This is a genomic window from Bradyrhizobium sp. URHC0002 (genome assembly GCF_054059515.1).
On sequence record NZ_JBSSCF010000001.1, the window covers coordinates 2,236,491 to 2,256,129 of the forward strand.

Annotated in this window: 17 protein-coding genes and 1 pseudogene; 13 read left to right on the forward strand and 5 right to left on the reverse strand. The window is 63.2% G+C overall.

All coding sequences use genetic code 11. The annotated features are described in order from the left end of the window. Positions 1-39: 39 nt before the first annotated feature. Positions 40-2,133, reverse strand: coding sequence for a methyl-accepting chemotaxis protein (locus tag ACVWVY_RS10625; RefSeq protein ID WP_456626329.1), 2,094 nt, complete (start codon positions 2,131-2,133; stop codon positions 40-42). 216 nt (positions 2,134-2,349) lie between these two features. Between ACVWVY_RS10625 and ACVWVY_RS10630 the strand changes: the two genes are divergently transcribed. Next, complete coding sequence (locus tag ACVWVY_RS10630) at positions 2,350-2,511, forward strand: Thivi_2564 family membrane protein (protein ID WP_426532139.1); 162 nt, start codon at positions 2,350-2,352, stop codon at positions 2,509-2,511. Positions 2,512-2,577: 66 nt separating this feature from the next. Here ACVWVY_RS10630 and ACVWVY_RS10635 read toward each other — a convergent pair whose 3' ends face one another. The 4 genes from ACVWVY_RS10635 to cysD all read right to left on the reverse strand — a co-directional run bounded on the left by ACVWVY_RS10635 (position 2,578) and on the right by cysD (position 7,968). Beyond that, on the reverse strand, positions 2,578-2,778 hold the full coding sequence (locus ACVWVY_RS10635) for a CsbD family protein (RefSeq protein WP_334390876.1): 201 nt from the start codon (positions 2,776-2,778) through the stop codon (positions 2,578-2,580). Positions 2,779-2,914: 136 nt separating this feature from the next. Beyond that, on the reverse strand, positions 2,915-5,077 hold the full coding sequence (locus tag ACVWVY_RS10640) for a malate synthase G (protein WP_456626330.1): 2,163 nt from the start codon (positions 5,075-5,077) through the stop codon (positions 2,915-2,917). 134 nt (positions 5,078-5,211) lie between these two features. After that, on the reverse strand, positions 5,212-7,149 hold the full coding sequence (cysC, locus tag ACVWVY_RS10645; RefSeq protein ID WP_456626331.1) for an adenylyl-sulfate kinase: 1,938 nt from the start codon (positions 7,147-7,149) through the stop codon (positions 5,212-5,214). Between the two features lie 24 nt (positions 7,150-7,173). After that, positions 7,174-7,968 carry a sulfate adenylyltransferase subunit CysD gene (gene cysD, locus ACVWVY_RS10650; protein ID WP_456632165.1) on the reverse strand — a complete coding sequence of 265 codons (795 nt, stop codon included), beginning with the start codon at positions 7,966-7,968 and terminating at the stop codon, positions 7,174-7,176. Positions 7,969-8,223: 255 nt separating this feature from the next. On the opposite strand from cysD, the gene cysG reads away from it, so the two are divergent. The 12 genes and pseudogenes from cysG to ACVWVY_RS10710 all read left to right on the forward strand — a co-directional run bounded on the left by cysG (position 8,224) and on the right by ACVWVY_RS10710 (position 19,620). After that, on the forward strand, positions 8,224-9,660 hold the full coding sequence (cysG, locus tag ACVWVY_RS10655) for a siroheme synthase CysG (RefSeq protein WP_456626332.1): 1,437 nt from the start codon (positions 8,224-8,226) through the stop codon (positions 9,658-9,660). Then, on the forward strand, positions 9,657-9,968 hold the full coding sequence (locus tag ACVWVY_RS10660; RefSeq protein WP_214489196.1) for a DUF2849 domain-containing protein: 312 nt from the start codon (positions 9,657-9,659) through the stop codon (positions 9,966-9,968). Before cysG ends, ACVWVY_RS10660 begins: the two co-directional genes overlap by 4 nt. Before the next feature lie 25 nt (positions 9,969-9,993). Next, a complete protein-coding gene (locus tag ACVWVY_RS10665; RefSeq protein ID WP_456626333.1) occupies positions 9,994-11,649 on the forward strand; it encodes a nitrite/sulfite reductase in 1,656 nt (551 codons plus the stop codon). Beyond that, positions 11,636-12,151, forward strand: coding sequence for a DUF934 domain-containing protein (locus ACVWVY_RS10670; RefSeq protein WP_456626334.1), 516 nt, complete (start codon positions 11,636-11,638; stop codon positions 12,149-12,151). The genes ACVWVY_RS10665 and ACVWVY_RS10670 overlap by 14 nt, the downstream gene beginning before the upstream one ends. 20 nt (positions 12,152-12,171) lie before the next feature. Then, entirely contained in the window at positions 12,172-12,879 is a 708-nt protein-coding gene (locus ACVWVY_RS10675) for a phosphoadenylyl-sulfate reductase (protein WP_456632166.1), read from the forward strand. A gap of 120 nt (positions 12,880-12,999) precedes the next feature. Continuing rightward, positions 13,000-13,989, forward strand: coding sequence for a sulfate ABC transporter substrate-binding protein (locus tag ACVWVY_RS10680; RefSeq protein WP_456626335.1), 990 nt, complete (start codon positions 13,000-13,002; stop codon positions 13,987-13,989). 70 nt (positions 13,990-14,059) lie between these two features. Further along, on the forward strand, positions 14,060-14,866 hold the full coding sequence (gene cysT, locus ACVWVY_RS10685; RefSeq protein ID WP_456632167.1) for a sulfate ABC transporter permease subunit CysT: 807 nt from the start codon (positions 14,060-14,062) through the stop codon (positions 14,864-14,866). A gap of 10 nt (positions 14,867-14,876) precedes the next feature. Then, positions 14,877-15,848: a sulfate ABC transporter permease subunit CysW gene (gene cysW / locus ACVWVY_RS10690; protein ID WP_456626336.1), complete on the forward strand. Its 972-nt coding sequence runs from the start codon at positions 14,877-14,879 to the stop codon at positions 15,846-15,848. A gap of 4 nt (positions 15,849-15,852) precedes the next feature. After that, complete coding sequence (locus ACVWVY_RS10695) at positions 15,853-16,902, forward strand: sulfate/molybdate ABC transporter ATP-binding protein (RefSeq protein WP_456626337.1); 1,050 nt, start codon at positions 15,853-15,855, stop codon at positions 16,900-16,902. A gap of 114 nt (positions 16,903-17,016) precedes the next feature. Continuing rightward, on the forward strand, positions 17,017-17,514 hold the full coding sequence (locus ACVWVY_RS10700; RefSeq protein ID WP_456626338.1) for a CAP domain-containing protein: 498 nt from the start codon (positions 17,017-17,019) through the stop codon (positions 17,512-17,514). 136 nt (positions 17,515-17,650) lie between these two features. Beyond that, positions 17,651-18,826 (forward strand): DUF3734 domain-containing protein, encoded by a 1,176-nt coding sequence (locus ACVWVY_RS10705; RefSeq protein WP_456626339.1) that lies wholly within the window; start codon positions 17,651-17,653, stop codon positions 18,824-18,826. 4 nt (positions 18,827-18,830) lie between these two features. After that, positions 18,831-19,620: pseudogene (locus ACVWVY_RS10710) on the forward strand (3-hydroxybutyrate dehydrogenase). Positions 19,621-19,639 lie beyond the last annotated feature (19 nt).

Below are 19,639 nucleotides of genomic sequence, written 5' to 3' on the forward strand. Positions count from 1 at the left end.
CAGAAGCGCGAAGACGCGCTTCGCCCTTCTGCCCGGGCACTACGCCGCGCGGATCTTGCCGAGGAATTGAGTGACCTGATTGCCCAGTTGCTGGCTCTGCGTCTCCAGCGTCTGGGAAGCCTGCTTCACATTCTCGGCAGCGGCGGCGGCTGCGTCCGCGTCGGCCTTCACGCCGGTGATGTTGTCAGACACGTTCTTGGTGCCCTGCGCGGCGAACTGCGTCGAGCGCGTGATCTCCTGCGTCGCGGCGCCCTGTTGCTGGACGGCGGTCGCAATCGCGGTCGCGACCTCGTTGACCTCGCCGATGATGCTGCCGATGCCCTTGATGGCGTCGATGGCCTCGCCGGCGACCCGCTGGATGTCGGAGATCTGCTCGGAGATTTCCTCCGTCGCCTTCGCCGTCTGGCTCGCCAGCGATTTGACTTCGGAGGCGACCACCGCGAAGCCGCGGCCGGCCTCGCCGGCGCGCGCGGCCTCGATGGTGGCGTTGAGCGCCAGGAGATTGGTCTGGGCTGCGATGGTGTTGATGAGGCCGACGACTTCGCCGATCCGCCCCGCCGATTGGGCGAGCCCCTGGACGGTGCCGTCGGTGTCACGCGCCTGGCCGACCGCGCGGCTGGCGATGCCGGCGGCATGCGCCGCCTGCTGGCTGATGTCGTTGATCGAGGCGCTGAGCTCTTCGGAAGCCGCGGCCACCGTCTCGACGCTCATCGAGGCCTCGCTGGAAGCCTTCCCGGCGACCTGTACGCGCTCGTTGGTCTGGCGCGAAATCGTCGACAGGCCGGCCGAGGTGGTCCGCATCTGGCCGGAAGCGTCGCCGAGCTGGCTGAGCGTCTGGCGCACCATGCGCTCGAACTCGCCGACATGGCTCTCGATCGCCTGCTGCCGCGCCGTGGCGCCGGCATTGCGTTCGCGCTCCTGCGTCTCGATCCGGACCTTGTCGGCGGCCTGCTGCTTGAAGGTCTCCAGCGCGCCGGCCAGCGCGCCGATTTCGTCGTGGCGCGCAGCGTAGCCGGTATCGACGTGGAGGTCGCCCGCTGCGACCTTCAGCATTGCGTCGCGCATGGTGTGCAGCGGCTTGATGACGCGGCGGGCGACGATCATCTGGGCGCCCAAGGCCAGCACCAGCGCGCCGGTCAGCAATGCGAGCTGCATCACGAGCGAGCGGAGGGCGGTGGCGTACAGGTGCTCGGCGCGATCCTTGGCGGCGTCGAGGGCGGCTTCGGCGACAGTGACGGCCGCACCGAGACGCCCGACCGTAACCGGAGTCCACTGGTTGGCATTAAGCTCCGGCTTCTCGCCGGCCGAGATCTGCGTCAGCAGCCGGTCGCGGAGGCTGAGATAGGACGGTTCGAAATAGGCGGTCTTGGTCGCAGCGATCGCGCTCGAGATGGCCGGCGGCAACGCCATCCCCGCCGCGGTCAGCTGCAGCGCGCCCCATGCGGCGTCGATGCCGCCGGTATATTTCGTGTAGGCAAGCCTCGCTTCCGGCGCGACCTTTTCGGCGCTGAGCCCGGTCGAGACGATCAGCGAGGCTTCGCCGGCGGTGTTACGCAACAGCCAGGCGATCTGCTTGATCGCCAGCAACTGGTCGATGGTGGCGTCCTGGTGATTGACGGCGGCGGCCAGCGTCCCGGAAAGCTTCTCCAGCGTCTCCAGCATGGCGTTGGAGGCAGCCATGTACTCCTTGGCCAGTTCGGGACGGCGCTGTGCCTTCGGCTTGGCCACCGCTTCCCAGAACTCCTTCTGCAGCGTGGCCATCGTCCTGAGCACGCGATCGAATTCCGGCACCAGCGTCTGTTGCTGGGCGAATTCCAGGCCGCCGAGCAGGCCGAGCGCGTTGCCCATCGCCGGCATTTCGGTGTCCCGGATGTTGCGCAGATACTTCTCGATATCGGCGTCCATGGGCGCGTCGGAATTCAGCAACCGGTTGGTCGTGGAGCGGTCGGTGCGCAGATTGTGCATCGCCTTGAAGATGTTCGCCGAGGCATCGGCGATGACAGCAATGCGGCTCGCCGCCTGCAGGCGGCCCCAGGCGTCCCAGGCATTGAGCGAAAATCCAACCACCACGCAGAAGGAGGTGACGAGGATGACGGTCTTCAGCAGCGCGGATACGGTCAGACGGTTCAACATGAAGCTCCCCCAAATCTGCGCGCATTTGGAAGGAAAACTGTAAAGACTTGGAAAGGATGACTGACAGTAATAATACGGAGATTTAATTGCTTGATTTTACTCGGTAATTTTTGAAATTTCGTTGTCTGGTTCCGTTTGGGGAACTTTGAAGGACCTGCGCGGTTCTAGACCTCATGCGACGAGTCAATCGAGCGTCGCAAGCAAAAGGGGGCCTCCGTGTCGGTACTCATCGGTATCCTGATCACCTTTCTCGTCATCATTCTGGTGCTCTACCTGATCAACATGCTGCCACTGGACGGTCGCGCCAAGCAGATTGCCCGCGTGGTCGTCATCATCATCGGCATCATTTCGCTGCTGAAATATCTGGCGGTGTTCTAACGTTCCAGATCCACACAAAAAAGCCCCGGCCAACGCCGGGGCTTTTCATGTTCGGGAAGCGTGAGCTCACTTCAAGGTCCCGAACCAGTCGTCCACGTCCTTGCGGATCTGGTCCTTGGCGAAGCCGTAGCGCTGCTGCAGCTTGCCTTCGAGTTGTTCGCGGCGGCCCTCGATGACGTTGAGATCGTCATCGGTGAGCTTGCCCCATTTCTCCTTGGCGGAACCCTTGAACTGTTTCCAGTTGCCTTCGACCCTGTTCCAATCCATCGCTGTCTCCATCCATGTTGGGATGTTCAACAACGGACGGAGAGCGCAGGCGTTCCTGCGTCATCGTGACGTAATTTCTCGTTTGACGCGTTTTCCAGGGCGAACCGGTATCCACTTCGCTTGAAAACGCTATGGGTTATCCCGCCGCCTTCGCCTCGCGACGGCGCGCGGTAAGAATGTATTCGGTGTAACCGTTCGGCTGCTCGCGGCCCTTGAAGACAAGGTCGCAGGCGGCCTGGAAAGCGACACCGTCGAACGAAGGTGCCATCGGCTTGTAGAGCGGGTCGCCAGCATTTTGCTTATCGACCACATCAGCCATGCGCTTGAGCGATTCCATCACCTGGTCCTTGGTGACGACGCCATGCGCGAGCCAGTTCGCCAGATGCTGGCTGGAGATGCGCAAGGTGGCGCGGTCTTCCATCAGGCCGACGTCGTGGATGTCGGGCACCTTGGAACAGCCGACGCCCTGGTCGATCCAGCGCACGACATAGCCAAGGATGCCCTGGCAGTTGTTGTCGATCTCCTGCTTCACATCGTCAGGCGCCCAGTTCGATTGCGATACCGGGATGGTGAGGATGTCAGAGAGCTTTGCGCGCGGGCCGCCCTTGGCGAGTTCCTGCTGGCGGGCCTGCACGTTGATCTGGTGATAGTGCAGCGCGTGCAGCGTGGCGGCGGTCGGAGAGGGCACCCAGGCGGTGGTCGCGCCGGCCTGCGGATGGCCGACCTTTTGGGTCAGCATGTCGGCCATCTTGTCGGGTGCGGCCCACATGCCCTTGCCGATCTGGGCATGGCCGGGCAGGCCGTCGATCAGGCCCATGTCGACGTTCCAGTCCTCATAGGACTTGATCCAGGGCTGCGCCTTCATGTCGTTCTTGCGGATCATCGGGCCTGCTTCCATCGAGGTATGGATCTCGTCGCCGGTGCGGTCGAGGAAGCCGGTGTTGATGAAGCAGATGCGCTTCGACGCGTTCTGGATGCAGGCCTTGAGGTTGACCGTGGTGCGGCGCTCCTCGTCCATGATGCCGACCTTCATGGTGTTCTCGGGCAGGCCGAGAAGCTTCTCCACTTCGCCGAACAGGTCGCACGTCAGCGCAATTTCGTCGGGGCCGTGCATCTTCGGCTTGACGATGTAGACCGAGCCGGTGCGGCTGTTCTTGGTCTTTGACGAACCCTTGAGGTCGTGGATCGCGAGCAGGCCGGCGACGGCAGCGTCGAGCAGGCCTTCCGGAATTTCCTCGCCCTTCTCGTCGAGCACGGCGTCGGTGAACATGTGATGGCCGACATTGCGCATCAAGAGCAGGCTGCGGCCATGCAGCGTCAGCTCCTTGCCATCGGGCGTCTTGTAGACGCGGTCGGGGCTGAGCGAACGCTTGAGCGTCTTGCCGCCCTTCTCGAAATCGGCCGAGAGCGTGCCATCCATCAGGCCGAGCGTGTTGCGATAGACCAGCACCTTGTCCTCGGCATCAACAGCGGCGACCGAGTCTTCCATGTCCAAAATCGTGGAGACCGCCGATTCCAGGATCATGTCGGCGACGCCGGCGGGATCGTCCTTGCCGATCACGTGGCTGCGGTCGATCTTCACTTCGACATGCATGCCGTTGTTGACCAGCAGGATCGCGGAAGGTTGAGCGGCGTCGCCATGGAAGCCTGCGAACTGCGAAGCAGACTTCAAAGCGGTGGCGTTGCCGCTCTTGAGCTTCACCGCGAGCTGGCCGGCGATGATGCTGTACGACGTGACGTCGGTGTGGCTGCCGGTCGCGAGCGGCACCGCCGCATCGAGGAAGGCTTTTGCCTTCGCGATCACCTTGCCGCCGCGCGCCTTGTTGTAGCCCTTGCCGCTTTCGCTCGGATCATGCGGGATCGCATCGGTGCCGTAGAAGGCGTCATACAGACTGCCCCAACGCGCGTTCGCCGCGTTCAGCGCGTAGCGGGCATTGGTCAGGGGGACGACGAGCTGCGGTCCGCAGATCTTGCCGATTTCCTCGTCGACATTGGCGGTCTCAACCTTCTGCGTCGCCGGCTCCGGCAGCAGATAGCCGATCTCCTTGAGGAAGGCCGTATAGGCGTTCATGTCGAACGGCTTGCCCTTGTTGGCGCGATGCCAGCCGTCGATCTTGGCCTGCAGCGCGTCGCGGAAGGCGAGCAGCTCGCGGTTTTTCGGCCCTAGCTTCCTGATGATGGCGGCGACACCGGCCCAGAACGCATCGGGCGAAATCCCGGTTTTGGGGGCCGCCTCCTTGGCGATGAAATCGAACAGGACAGGGGCGATCTTCAATCCGTGGGCATCGACACGATTCATGATGGGCTTTCTCGGTAGAAATTGGCGTTGAAAGGCTGTTTTCTGGCGAAAAGCAGCAAAAAACGCGCCAAAAAGGGCAGCGTTGGCCGCCCTTTTAGCCCTAAAGCCGGGTCAATGAGAAGTGCCTAAAAGGCCTAGATGTTCGCCGCCAGATCGACCAGTTCGTCGAACAGAATACCGGTCTCCGCCAGCATCCGCTCGATCTCGTCAGTTGCGTCCGAAACCGTTCGGGCCGAGGTGTCGATGCTCAACTCCGCGCGGGCCGGCGGCTGGTAATCATTGCCGATCCCGGTGAAGGCCTGCAGCGTGCCGGCGCGCGCCTTGGCGTAATGGCCCTTGGGGTCGCGGCTCTCGCAGATCTCGGCCGGCGTTGCGACATAGATCTCGCGGAACGTCGTGTCGGCGATGCGGCGGGCGGCGGCCCGATCATCCGCCGACGGCGACACCGCGGCGACGACGGCGATATGTCCGTTGCGCGCCAGATGGGTCGCGACTTCGGCAAGCCTGCGGATGTTTTCGGTGCGGTCCTGCGCGGAGAAACCGAGGTCGCCGTTGAGGCCGGCGCGCAAGGTGTCGCCATCCAGCAGGATCGGCGAACCGCCGCGCGAGAACAGCCGGCGCTCCAGCGCGCGCGCCAGCGTCGATTTTCCGGAGCCCGGCAGACCGGTCAGCCAGATCACCGCGCCGTTGTGGCGATAGCGCGCCGAGCGTTCTTCGGGCCGAAGTGCGGATTCGACCGGCACGATGTCGATCGGGACCGCACGCTGTCCGGCGTCGACCGACAGCACGAGCCCACCGCCGGCGATGCGGCCGTTGACCTCGATCACCAGTCGCCCGGTGCGCGGATTTTCCTGATAGGGATCGGCCGCGATCGGCTGCGCCAGCGAAATATCGATTTCGCCGACGTGGTTGCGCGCGATCGCCTTGGTCTCCTCATTGGACAGCTCGCCGGGATCGACGGCCTTCTCGATGGCGACCACGCTGGCGCGGCTTTCCCGCGTGCCGAGGCGGATCAGGATCTGATCGCCCTTCGACAACGGCTTGTCGTGCAGCCAGAAGATCCGCGCCCGAATTCGCCGCGTATCGCGCGGGGTGGCGCCCACATGGGCGATGACATCGCCGCGTTCGATGAACAATTCACGGTCGAGCGTAATACCGACCGAGCGGCCGGCGCCATGGCTGCCCGTGAGCGGCGTCACCGGCCAGCTCTCGACGGATTTGATCTTCGCGATCTTGCCGGCCGGCATGATGACGATTTCATCGCCGGCGCCCAGGCTGCCGGACTCGATGCGGCCCGCGACGATGCGGCGGTCATCGAACTTGTAGATCGCCTGCACCGGCAGGCGCAGCGCCAGTTGCTCCAGCGGCCGTGCCGGTTCGAGCGCGTCGAGCGCCTCGACCACGGTCGGTCCCTGGTACCAGCCGATCCGCGGCGTGTGTTCGGCGACGCCGTCGCCGTCGCGCGCGGAAATCGGAATCACCGCTGATGGCGTCACGCCGAGGCCGATCAGGTGCGCCGAAATCTCGTCGCTGATCTCCTTGAAGCGGTCAGCGCTGAAATCGACGCGGTCCATCTTGTTGACGACGATGGCGACCTGCTTGATGCCCAACAGATGCAGCAGATAGCCGTGACGCCGGGTCTGGTCGCGCACGCCTTCCAGCGCGTCGATAATCAAGACCGCGCCGTCGGCCTGCGAAGCGCCCGTGATCATGTTGCGGAGGAATTCGGCGTGGCCCGGCGCGTCGATCAGCACGACGTCGCGCGAGCGGGTGCGGAAGCGGATCTGCGTGGTGTCGATGGTGATGCCCTGGTCGCGCTCGGTCTGCAGCGCATCCAGCAGGAACGACCATTCGAACGGCATGCCGCGGCGCGCGCTGACCGCTTTGAGCATTTCCAGCTTGCCCTCGGGCAGGCTGCCGGTCTCGTGCAGCAGGCGGCCGACCAGCGTGGATTTGCCGTGATCGACGTGGCCGACGATGACGATGCGGACCTGCGGTCGCGTCGTGCCATTTGGCATCGACGTGGTGTCGTTCGGCGTGGCCGAAACGCTTGCGGGGAGGATCATGTTCATAGCGACGCTCACACCAAATATCCGTTAGAGATAGCCGGCGACGCGCAGCCGCTCGAACGCATCCTCGGTTTCGTGATCGAGCGCGCGGCCGGCGCGCTCCGGCACCTTGGTGCCGTCGAGTTCGGTCAGGATCTCATCGATGCTGGATGCCATCGAAGCCACCGGGTTGGTGATGTCCTGGTCACCCAGCGAGCGATAACGCTTGCCGTTGTGCGAAAGATAAAGCGGAATGATCGGAATGTTCTCGCGCTTGGTGTAGGCCCAGATGTCGGCCTCGGTCCAATGCAGGATCGGATGGATGCGCAAGTGCGCGCCGGGTGGCGGCGAAGCGTTGAACTGGTCCCAGAATTCCGGGGGTTGATCGCGCACGTCCCAGCCGCCTTCGAGCCCGCGCGGCGAGAACACGCGCTCCTTGGCGCGGGTCGCCTCTTCATCGCGGCGGATGCCGGCGATCAAGCCGTCGAAACCATATTTGGTGAGCGCCCATTTGAGACCCTCGGTCTTGCGCGCGGCGGAGCGCGCAGCCGGCGGCAAGGTCGGATCGACGGCGTCGATCGGCGGGCAGGGCTCGATCTTCAGATCAAGATCCCATTCCTTGCCGAAGCGATCGCGGAACGCATACATCTCCGGAAATTTCTTGCCGGTGTCGACGTGGAGCGCCGGAAACGGCACGCGGCCGAAGAAGGCCTTGCGCGCCAGCCAGATCATCACGTTGGAGTCCTTGCCCAGCGACCACAGCAGCGCGAGCTTCTTCAAGCGCGCAAAGGCCTCTCGCAGAATATAGATGCTCTGCGCCTCGAGCTCGTCGAGATGGTCCATCGAAGGCGGCGGCAGCCTCGAGCCGGGAAAAATTTTCGGCACAGCTGATGCTTCGTGGAGGGGGGCGGGCTGCAACCTGTGTCCGCTGGATTCAGGGTTGAGAAGATGCATCTCTGGGCCTTGGACTTGGGAGTGGAAAAATTCTAAAGTTGCGCTGCAATAGAGAAGAAATAATTTTCTCTTTGCAGCTCTTGATCGAGACATAAATAGAAAATAATTTCAGTCAACCCCCAAGTTGGGGAAAGCGAGTGTCGGATGCGCTATCTGCCTGTCTTCCTGGATTTGCAAAGCGGCAAGGTGCTGCTCGTTGGAGCGGGTGACCTCGTGCGCGCAAAATTGCGCCTGCTGGTTTCGGCCGGCGCGCAGGTCCAGTGGTATGCGACCGATGGCAATCATGATCTGGCCGGCCTCGACGCCAATGATGCTGCGCGGATCGATCTGGCCTCCGGCGATCCGCTGTCAGCCGACCTCTCGGGTGTCATTGCAATTCTCTGCGCCGGCGCCGGCGACGTCGGCGTTGCGATGTCGGCGCGCGCGAAGGCCGTCGGCCTTCCCGTCAACGTGATGGACGATCTCGCGCATTCCACTTTCATCTTTCCCGCGATCGTCGATCGCGGCGATGTCGTCGTTGCCGTCGGCACCGGCGGCACGTCGCCGGTGGTCGCGCGCCGCGTGCGCGAGCGCATCGAAGCGGTGCTGCCGGCGCGCATCGGCGATCTCGCCGCCTTCATCGGCCGCGTTCGCAAACCGATGCATGCGCGCATTCCCGAATTTCCGTTGCGCCGCCGCTTCTGGGAGCGAGTGATCGATGGCCCGATCGGCGCGCTGGTGCTCGCCGGCCGCAAGGACGAGGCTGAAAAAGCGCTGAACGAAATCGCCGATCCCGCAGCCTTCGCCGGCGCGAGCAAGGACGGCAAGGCCGAGGGCAGGGTGACGCTGGTCGGCGCCGGTCCGGGCGATCCGGATTTGCTCACCATCAAGGCGCTGCGCGCCCTGCAGGATGCCGACGTTGTTTTTTACGACGAGCTGGTCTCGCCTGAAATTCTCGACCGCGTCCGTCGCGATGCCGCGCGCATTCCGGTCGGCCGCCGCGTCGGCAAGCCCGGCATCGGCCAGGATGCGATCCACAAGCTGCTGATTGACGCTGCGAAGGCGGGGCAGCGCGCGGTACGGCTGAAGGGCGGCGATCCCTTCATCTTCGGCCGCGGCGGCGAGGAGATCGAAGTGCTGCGCGCGGCCGGCGTCGCCTATTCGGTGGTGCCGGGCATTACCGCAGGGCTCGGCGCCGCCGCGCAGTTCGAAGCGCCGCTGACCTTTAGGCACGAAGCGCTGCGCATCACCTTCCTGACCGCGCACAAGGCAAAGGACGCCGAGACGGTCGACTGGTCGGTGCTGACAGACAGGAAGATGACCATCGTGGTCTATATGGGCATGACCGCGGCGCCATCGGTGCGCGCGGGCCTGCTTGCCGCAGGCCGGTTACCGCAAACACCCGTCGGTGTGTTCGCGCGGGTGACGCGGCCGGATGCCCAGGCCGTGGTCGGCACGCTCGAAAGCCTTCCCGCGCTGGTCGAAAAAATCGATGGCGGTCCTGCCGTCCTCATCATCGGCGACGTCGTCGCGCATTCCGCGCCGTGGCGCCTGTCCAACCCCGATCAAATCATCTCCAAACTGCTGGATGCTGCCGAATGACCTCTCCGCTTCAACAAAAAATCAAGATCACCGGTCCCTCGATGGTTACCGCCAACCGCACCTCGGATGGCATCGTGATCTATCGCACCGCGCAGCAGGGCTGGTCGGCAAGCTTGTCGGACGCTGCGATCGTCCGCACCTCCGATGAGGCGCGGGCGCTGCTGGCCGAAGCCAATGCCGACGACGTCGGCGCGGTCGGCGCCTATATCGCGCCGGTCGAGCTCAAGGACAGCGGCGAGATCAAACCCGGCAATTTGCGCGAACGCATTCGGTCGAAGGGTCTCACCATCGACCTGCTTCCGGCCTAAAACGAAATATCAAGGCTGATCCATCATGTACGCATATGACGAACTCGATCGCACGCTGATCAATGAACGCGTGTCCGAATTCCGCGATCAGGTGAAGCGCCGTCTCTCCGGCGAACTCACCGAGGACGAATTCAAGATGCTGCGGCTGCAGAACGGCGTCTATCTGCAACTGCACGCCTACATGTTCCGCGTCGCCATTCCCTATGGCACGCTGTCGTCGAAGCAGTTGCGGGCGCTGGCCCATGTCGCGCGCCGCTACGACCGTGGCTACGGCCATTTCACCACCCGGCAGAACATCCAGTACAACTGGATCAAGCTTGCCGAACTGCCGGATGCGCTGGCCGATCTTGCCGAAGTCGGCATTCACGCCATGCAGACCTCCGGCAACAACATGCGCAACGTCACCTCGGACCAGTGGGCAGGCGTTGCGCCCGGTGAGATCGAGGATCCCCGCATCTGGTCGGAAATCCTGCGCCAGCACACCACGCTGCATCCGGAATTCTCGTTCCTGCCGCGCAAGTTCAAGATCGCGATCACGGCCTCCGACCACGACCGCGCCGCGATCAAGGTTCACGACATCGGCTTGCGTCTGTACCGGAACGCGCAAGGCGAGACCGGCTTCGAGGTGCTGGTCGGCGGCGGGCTCGGCCGCACGCCGTTCATCGCCAAGACCATCAAGCCGTTCGTGTCGCGCCGCGATATCCTCAGCTATGTCGAGGCGATCCTGCGCGTCTATAACCAGTACGGCCGCCGCGACAACATCTACAAGGCCCGCATCAAGATCCTCGTGCACGAGCTCGGCATCGAGAAGTTCGCGGCCGAAGTCGAGGAGGAGTGGCAGCATATCCGCGACAGCGCGCTGACGCTGGAGGATTCCGTGATCGAGGAAATCCGCTCGCGCTTCTCCTATCCGGCCTATGCCAAGCTGCCGCACATGCCGGAAGAGCTGAAGAAGGCGGCGCATGATCCACATTTCGAAGCCTGGCGCCGCAACTCGGTGTTCACGCACAAGGTGCAGGGCTATTCGATCGTGACGCTGTCGCTGAAGCCGGTTGGCGGGCCTCCGGGCGACGCCACCGCCGACCAGATGGACGCGGTCGCCGATCTTGCGGACAAGTATTCCTTCGGCGAAATCCGCGTCGGCCACGAGCAGAACCTGGTGCTGCCGCACGTCGCCAAGCGCGATCTGCCCGCGCTGTGGAAGGCGCTCGACAAGATCGGCCTCGCGACGCCGAACATCAATCTGGTCTCCGACATCATTGCCTGTCCGGGGCTGGATTATTGCTCGCTGGCCAATGCACGTTCGATCCCGATCGCGCAGGAATTGACGCGCCGCTTCGCCAATCACGAGACGGCGAACATGATCGGTCGCCTGCACATCAATATTTCCGGCTGCATCAATGCCTGCGGCCACCACCATGTCGGCCACATCGGCATTCTCGGCGTCGAGAAGAACGGCGACGAATTCTACCAGATCACCATCGGCGGCCGCGCCGACGAGAATGCCCAGGTGGGCACCTTGATCGGACCGGCGGTGCCCTACGGCGACGTCGCCGACGTGATCGAGGACATTGTCGAAGCCTATCTTGCCTTGCGCGCGCGCCCCGACGAATTGTTCGTCGATACGGTGAAGCGGCTCGGCGTCGAACCATTCAGGGAGCGGGTCTATGCCACTCGTTAAAGACGGAAAAATTGCAGCCGACCTGTTCGTTCATGTGCCCGACGGCGCCGAACTGCCGGGCGATGGCGCGATCCTGGTGCCGGCGGCGCGGTTTCTCGAAGATCCGCAAGCCTTGCTGGCCCGCGCCGGCAAGCTCGGTGTGATCTGGCCAAACAATCGCGACATTGACGATCTCGTGCCGTATCTCGACCGGCTCGCCGCCGTCGCATTGGTGTTTCCGTCGTTCCGCGACGGCCGCGCCTATAGCCAGGCGCGGCTGTTGCGCGAGCGACACGGATTCGAAGGCGAGCTCCGCGCCACCGGCCAGGTGCTGCGCGATCAGTTCGTGTTCATGCTGCGCGCCGGCTTCGATGCCTTTGAAGTGAAGAAGGATAGCGACGCGGCGGCGTTTGCGGCCACTACCAAGCGCTATTCGGTGTTCTACCAGCCGACCGGCGATGGCCGCGTCACCGCGCTCAATCGGCGGATGCAGTTGCGTCATTCGGAGAGTGCCGGCCAGTGAGCACGATCGTACAGCAGGCCATGATCACGGAAGCGGCGAATGTTTCGCCGGCGCAGGCGCTCGACCGCGCGTTGCGCGATGCGTCGCCTGCGGAAGTCATCGAAACCGCACTGAAGACCGTCGGCCGCGAGAACCTCGCGCTGGTCTCTTCGTTCGGTACGGAATCGGCGGCGCTGCTCAAGGTGATGGCGGACGTCGATCCTGCAATTCCCGTGGTGTTCCTCGATACCGGCTGGCTGTTCGAGGAGACGCTCGCCTATCGCGACACGCTGATCGCCACGCTTGGCCTCACCGACGTTCGCTCGATCAAGCCGCTGGAGGAAGCGCTGTCGCGCGAGGACCCGGATCGCGAATTGTGGTTCTCCGATCCCGATGCCTGCTGCCGTATCCGCAAGGTGGAGCCGTTGGCGCGGGCGCTAAAGCCGTTCGCGGCATGGATCAACGGGCGCAAGCGCTTCCAGGGTGGCGCGCGGGCCGAGATACCTGTTGTCGAGGACGACGGCACGAAATTGAAGTTCAATCCGTTCGCCAATGTGTCGCGCGAGGAGATCGAGGCGATCTACAAAATGGCAAGATTGCCGCCGCATCCGCTGGTCGCCTCGGGCTACCTGTCGGTCGGCTGCATGCCGTGCTCGAGCCGGACGGCGCCCGGCGAGGATGCACGTGCCGGCCGCTGGCGCGGCCAGGCCAAGAGAGAATGTGGCATCCACACGACGAAGACTTCATAGGACAACGCCGCTGCGGTTCCGCAAACAATGAAATGCGGTTTCGTTGACTAAGCGGCCATTCGTCGCGACTTATGCGCTCACCGTTGATGATATGCTTTGTCAGCCGAATGGAGATCAAAGATGATCCGTCGCATTCTGCCGCTGGTCGCGGGACTGCTCTGGGCGAGTTCGGCCTTCGCTGCCGATTACACCCTGCTCAACGTGTCCTACGATCCGACGCGCGAGCTCTATGTCGACTTCAACAAGGCGTTCACGGCGGCCTATCAGAAGGAAACCGGCAAGAGCGTCGAGATCAAGCAATCGCACGGTGGCTCGGGCTCGCAGGCGCGATCGGTGATCGACGGCCTGCAGGCGGATGTCGTGACTCTGGCGCTGGCCTATGACGTTGACGCCATCGCCGCCAAGGGCCTGATTGCGCCCGACTGGCAGAAGCGCCTGTCGCTCAACGCTTCGCCCTACACGTCAACCATCGTGTTCCTGGTGCGCAAGGGCAATCCCAAGGGCATCAAGGATTGGGACGATCTGATCAAGCCCGGCGTGCAGGTGATCACCCCGAACCCGAAGACCTCGGGCGGCGCGCGTTGGAATTACCTGGCGGCCTGGGGCTATGCGGAGAAGAAATTCGGCTCCGCCGACAAGGCGAAGCAGTTCGTCGGCAATCTCTTCAAGAACGTGCCGGTGCTGGATACCGGCGCGCGCGGTTCGACGGTGACCTTCGTCGAGCGCGGCGTCGGCGACGTGCTGCTGGCGTGGGAGAACGAGGCATTCCTGGCGCAGCGCGAGTTCGGCAAGGACAAGTTCGAGATCGTGGCGCCGCCACTGTCGATCCTCGCCGAGCCGCCGGTGGCGGTCGTCGACAAGGTTGCCGACAAAAAAGGCACCCGCGCGGTTGCCGAGGCCTACCTGAAGTACTGGTATACCAAGGAAGGTCAGGAAATAGCCGCACGCAACTCCTATCGTCCGCGCGATTCGGAGATTGCGAAGGAGTACGAAAAATCCTTCGCCAAGGTTGAACTTTTCACGATCGATAACGTTTTTGGTGGTTGGACCAAGGCGCAGAAGGATCACTTCGGCGAAGGCGGCATTTTCGACCAGATTTACAAGAATTGATCTGGTCAACAGCCAGCCATAGCCGGAAGCAGGGGGATTTGTGAGCACAGCGGTCGCGCGGCGAAGCAGCTTGCCGGGGTTCGGTCTCACCATGGGACTGACCCTGACATGGCTCTCCGTTATCATCCTCATTCCGCTCGCCGGCCTGTTTCTCAAGACGCTTGAGCTTTCGCCCGGGCAGTTCTGGGAAATCCTCACCAGCCGCCGCACCCTGAATGCGCTGAAGCTCTCGTTCGGCCTCTCCTTTGCCGCAGCCTGCGTCAATCTGGTGATGGGGACCATCATCGTCTGGGCGCTGGTGCGGTATCGTTTTCCGGGCCGGCGGCTGTTCGACGCCATCGTCGACATTCCCTTCGCGCTGCCGACCGCGGTTGCGGGCGTGGCGTTGACGCAATTGTTCGCGCAAAAGGGCTGGCTCGGCGCGCCGCTGGCCGAACTCGGCATCAAGGTGGCGTTCACGCCGATCGGAATTTTCATTGCGATGGTCTTCATCGGAATTCCGTTCGTGGTGCGCACGGTGCAGCCGGTGTTGATCGATCTCGATCCTGAAATCGAGGAGGCCGCCGCGAGCCTCGGCGCCAACCGCTGGCACACGGTGTTCCGGGTCATCCTGCCGAGTCTTATTCCGGCGCTGTTGACCGGCTTCGCGCTGGCGTTCGCGCGTGCGGTCGGCGAATACGGCTCGGTGATCTTCATCGCCGGCAATCTGCCGAACGTGTCGGAAATCGCGCCGCTCCTTATTGTGATCCGGTTGTCCGAATTTCGTTATGCCGACGCGACGGCGATCGCCGTCATCATGCTGCTGGCTTCGTTCCTGATCATCCTTGTCGTCAATCGCCTGCAACGCTGGGCGCAAGCCCGCATTCCCGTGCATTGAGGGCCGGTCGATGTCTACGGAAACGAGTTTTGTGACACCGGCGGCTTCGCTCCGGGCCTACGCCTCCACCGCGGACCTTGCCATTTCTCCACCGGCCATACACGAGGTAAGCGACCGTGCGCGCCGGATCGCTACCTCCAGGAATCTGCTAAACGAGCCCAGGCCGATCCGGTTCATCATCGTTGCGCTCGCGATTTCCTTTCTCACGATTTTCGTCGTGCTGCCGCTGGTGGTGGTATTCGCCTCGGCCTTTTCCAAGGGCATCAGCGCCTATCTTGCCGCGCTTACGGAGCCGGAGGCGCTTTCGGCCATCAGGCTCACGCTGCTGGTGGCGGCAATCTCCGTCACGCTCAATTTGGTGTTCGGCGTGATCGCGGCCTGGGCGATCGCGAAATTCGAATTTCGCGGCAAGACCTTCCTGATCACATTGATCGACCTGCCGTTCTCGGTCAGCCCGGTCATTTCCGGCCTCGTCTTCGTGCTGCTGTTCGGCGCGCAGGGTTATTGGGGCACGTGGCTGCAGGCCCATGACATCCACATCCTGTTCGCGGTGCCGGGCATTGCGCTGGCGACGATTTTCGTGACGTTTCCGTTTGTCGCCCGTTCGCTCATTCCGCTGATGCAGGAGCAGGGCACGCAGGAGGAAGAGGCCGCGATCTCGCTGGGAGCGTCAGGCCTGCAGACCTTCTTCCGCGTCACTCTGCCCAATATCAAATGGGGCCTGTTGTATGGCGTACTGCTGTGCAACGCGCGCGCCATGGGCGAGTTCGGCGCGGTGTCTGTGGTGTCGGGCCATATCCGCGGCGAGACCAACACGATGCCGCTGCTGGTCGAGATTCTCTACAATGAGTATCAATTCGTGGCGTCGTTTGCGATTGCCTCGCTGCTGGCGATGCTGGCCCTGATCACGCTGGTCGTGAAGACCGTTCTCGAACAGCGTCTGGACGAAGGGCAAACCCCAGAGAACTATTCAAGGGACTAATTAAGTGACCATTGAAGTCAAAAACATCGTCAAGAAGTTCGGCGCGTTTGCCGCGCTCGACAATGTCGACCTGAAGGTCGGCAAGGGCGAATTGCTGGCGCTGCTTGGTCCATCCGGTTCGGGCAAGACGACGCTGCTGCGGATCATTGCAGGCCTTGACTGGCCTGACGCCGGCGAAGTGCGGATCGATGGCGAGGATGCGCTGGGACACGGCGCCAGCGAGCGCCATGTCGGATTCGTGTTCCAGCACTACGCGCTGTTCCGCCACATGACGGTGTTCGAAAACGTTGCCTTTGGCCTGCGCGTGCAGCCGCGCGCCATCCGCAAGGACGAGGCCACGATCCGCGCGCGCGTCAAGGAATTGCTTGATCTCGTGCAACTCGACTGGCTGGCCAATCGCTATCCCAGCCAGTTGTCCGGCGGCCAGCGGCAGCGCATTGCGCTGGCGCGTGCGCTCGCGATCGAGCCGCGCATCCTGCTGCTCGACGAGCCCTTTGGCGCGCTCGATGCCAAGGTGCGTAAAGAGCTGCGGCAATGGTTGCGCTCGCTGCACAATGAGATCCACGTCACCTCGATTTTCGTCACCCACGACCAGGAGGAGGCGCTCGAAGTCGCCAACCGCGTGGTTGTGATGGACAAGGGCCGTATCGAACAGATCGGCTCGCCGGGCGACGTCTACGACAATCCCGCCACGGCCTTCGTCCATGGCTTCATCGGCGAATCCATCGTGCTGCCGGTGGAGGTTACCGGCGGCTCGGTGCGGCTCGGCGGCCAGCCGCTCAATATCGCCGCCGATGGCGCGGCCTCCGGCGCCTCAAAACTGTTCGTCCGCCGCCACGACATGCAGATCGGCCCGGCCGGAACCGGCTCGCTGGAGGGCGCGGTGCGCCATGTCCGCTCGTTCGGCCCGATCCAGCGGGCGGAGGTCGCGCTCTCGGGCGGCGAGGGCAATACCGTGATTGAGATCGACGCCCCTCGGGACCGGGAACTCCAGGCCGGCGAGATCATCGGCCTGCAGCCCCGCCGCTACCGGATCTTTGCCGCCCAGGAGTGATTCCGTAGCCCCGCAGCTACCCCGAAATTGGCGCCCCGTTCACCATTCAGCCACGGTTGGTATGCAACAACGCCCGCGTCCAGCCTTTTGCGGATTCTTCGGGGGATTCTTTCAGTGAAACGGGCGACCATCGCCATTATCGGGCTTTTGCTGCTTGCCGGCTGCTCGGCAGACGTCAAAATCCCGGATCAGCCGTCCATGTATCTCGACATGGCGCAACCCGGCGCCACGCTCGACACGGTCGCGGCCGCGATCATGATCTCGCAATACCGCCAGAACAACGGCCTCGGCACCGTGGTGGTCGATCCCGACCTCACCCGGCTCGCCGAGCAGCAGTCCCAGGCGATGGCGGCCCGCAACAAGATGGACCACAACGTGAAGGGGCCGCTGGACAAGCGGCTGGGGGCCTCCGGCTATCCGGCGACGCTCGCCGTCGAAAACGTCTCGGCCGGATACCACACCCTGGCGGAAGCCTTCTCCGGCTGGCGTGACTCGCCCCCGCACAAGGCGAACATGCTCAAGAACGGTGTCACAAAATTGGGCATCGCGGCGGCTTATGCTCCAAATACCAAATACAAGGTGTTCTGGACGCTCATCCTTGCATCAACCTGAAGCAGGTCCGGTTACGGGCTTCCATGCCTCACAGGGTAGTAAACTCGGCGTGATCCTTGCTTCGATCTCGCCGATTGACGCCGTCGCGAACTGCCGCCACGGTGCCGTCGTCTTTGCCCACTGATTGACGGTCACGATGGATCATTCAAACCCCGCGCCCGCAACCACGCCTGCCAAAGCGCAGCGTGTGCTGGTCCTGCAGGGCGGTGGCGCGCTCGGCTCCTATCAGGCCGGGGCCTTTCAGGCGCTGTGTCGCTCAGGCTTCGAACCGGAATGGGTCGCGGGCATTTCGATCGGCGCCATCAATGCCGCGATCATTGCCGGCAATGGGCCGGAAACGCGTGTCGATCGCCTCAAGGAATTCTGGGAGATGGTCTCGTCTCCGGTGTCATGGAGTCCAGTGACGCCGGGCGACCGCGCGCGCTCGCTGTTCAACGAAACCTCGGCCGCGCTGATTGCGACCTTCGGCGTGCCGGGCTTCTTCACGCCGCGCCTTCCGCCCGCGCCGTTGTGGCCGCCGGGCAGCCCGCAATCGCAGAGCTATTACGACACCGCCCCCTTGAAGAGGACGCTGGAGCGGCTGGTCGACTTCGATCGCATCAACGACCTGAAGACGCGGCTCAGCGTCGGCGCCGTCGGCGTGACCTCGGGCAATCTGAAATATTTCGACAATTTCGAGTTCAGGCAGCTCGGCAAGAAGATCGAACCGGAGCACATCATGGCCTCCGGCGCGTTGCCGCCAGGCTTTCCATCCATCGTCATCGAAGGTGAACACTACTGGGATGGCGGCATCGCCTCGAATACGCCGCTCGATTTCGTGCTGGAGGAAGAGTTCAGGCGCGACCTTCTGATCTTCCAGGTCGATCTGTTCAGTGCGCGCGGGGAACTGCCGGAGTCGCTGCTCGATGCCGCCGAGCGGGAAAAGGACATCCGTTATTCCAGCCGCACCCGCATGAGTACCGACAAGAACAAGCAGATCCACAACGCGCGCATGGCGGTGCGCGATCTGCTCGGCAAATTGCCGGATCATTTGCAGAACGATCCGTCGGTCGAATTCCTGCGCAAGGCCTCGAAGGAAAACACCGTTACGGTCGTGCACCTGATCTACAAGGGCAAGAATTACGAGACAAATTCCAAGGACTACGACTTTTCGCATGTCGCCATGGTCGAGCATTGGAACGCGGGCGTCCGCGACGTTCATCAGTCGATGCGTCACAAGGATGTGCTCGAGCGCCCGCAATCTGGCGAGAGCATGAAGGCTTACGATATGTCGGGGGATGTTCCCAAATCCCCCGGAGGCAAGCAGGAGTGATCAAATGGGTACGTTAAAAGGCAAGACCGCTGTCGTTACCGGCTCGACCAGTGGCATCGGATTGGCTTACGCGCGTGCGTTCGCCGCCGCCGGCGCCAATGTCGTCCTCAACGGCATGGGCGTGCCGGCCGATATCGAGCGCGAGCGTTCCGGCATCGAGACCGATTTCAAGGTGCGCGCGGTGCATTCGCCACGCCGACATGACCAAGCCCGCCGAGATCGCCGAAATGGTCGCGCTTGGCGAGAAGACTTTTGGCTCGGTCGATATCCTCGTCAACAATGCCGGCATCCAGTTCGTGTCGCCGATCGAGGAGTTTCCGCCGGAGAAGTGGGAAGCGATCATCGCCATCAACCTGTCGTCGGCGTTTTACGGCATTCGCGCCGCGGTGCCCGGCATGAAGAAGCGCGGCTGGGGCCGCATCATCAACACGGCGTCTGCGCATTCGTTGGTGGCTTCGCCGTTCAAGTCGGCCTATGTCTCGGCCAAGCACGGCATCGCCGGCCTCACCAAGACGGTGGCGCTGGAGCTTGCGACCTTCAAGATCACCTGCAACTGCATCAGTCCCGGTTATGTCTGGACGCCGCTGGTCGAGAAGCAAATTCCCGAGACCATGAAGGCGCGCAACCTGACCAAGGAGCAGGTCATCAAGGATGTGCTGCTCGACGCGCAGCCGACCAAGGAGTTCGTGACCTCGGAACAGGTCGCAGCGCTGGCGCTGTTCCTGTGCGGCGACGATGCCGCCCAGATCACCGGCGCCAATCTCTCGATCGACGGCGGCTGGACCGCGGAGTAGGAATTGCGAACGGCTTCCC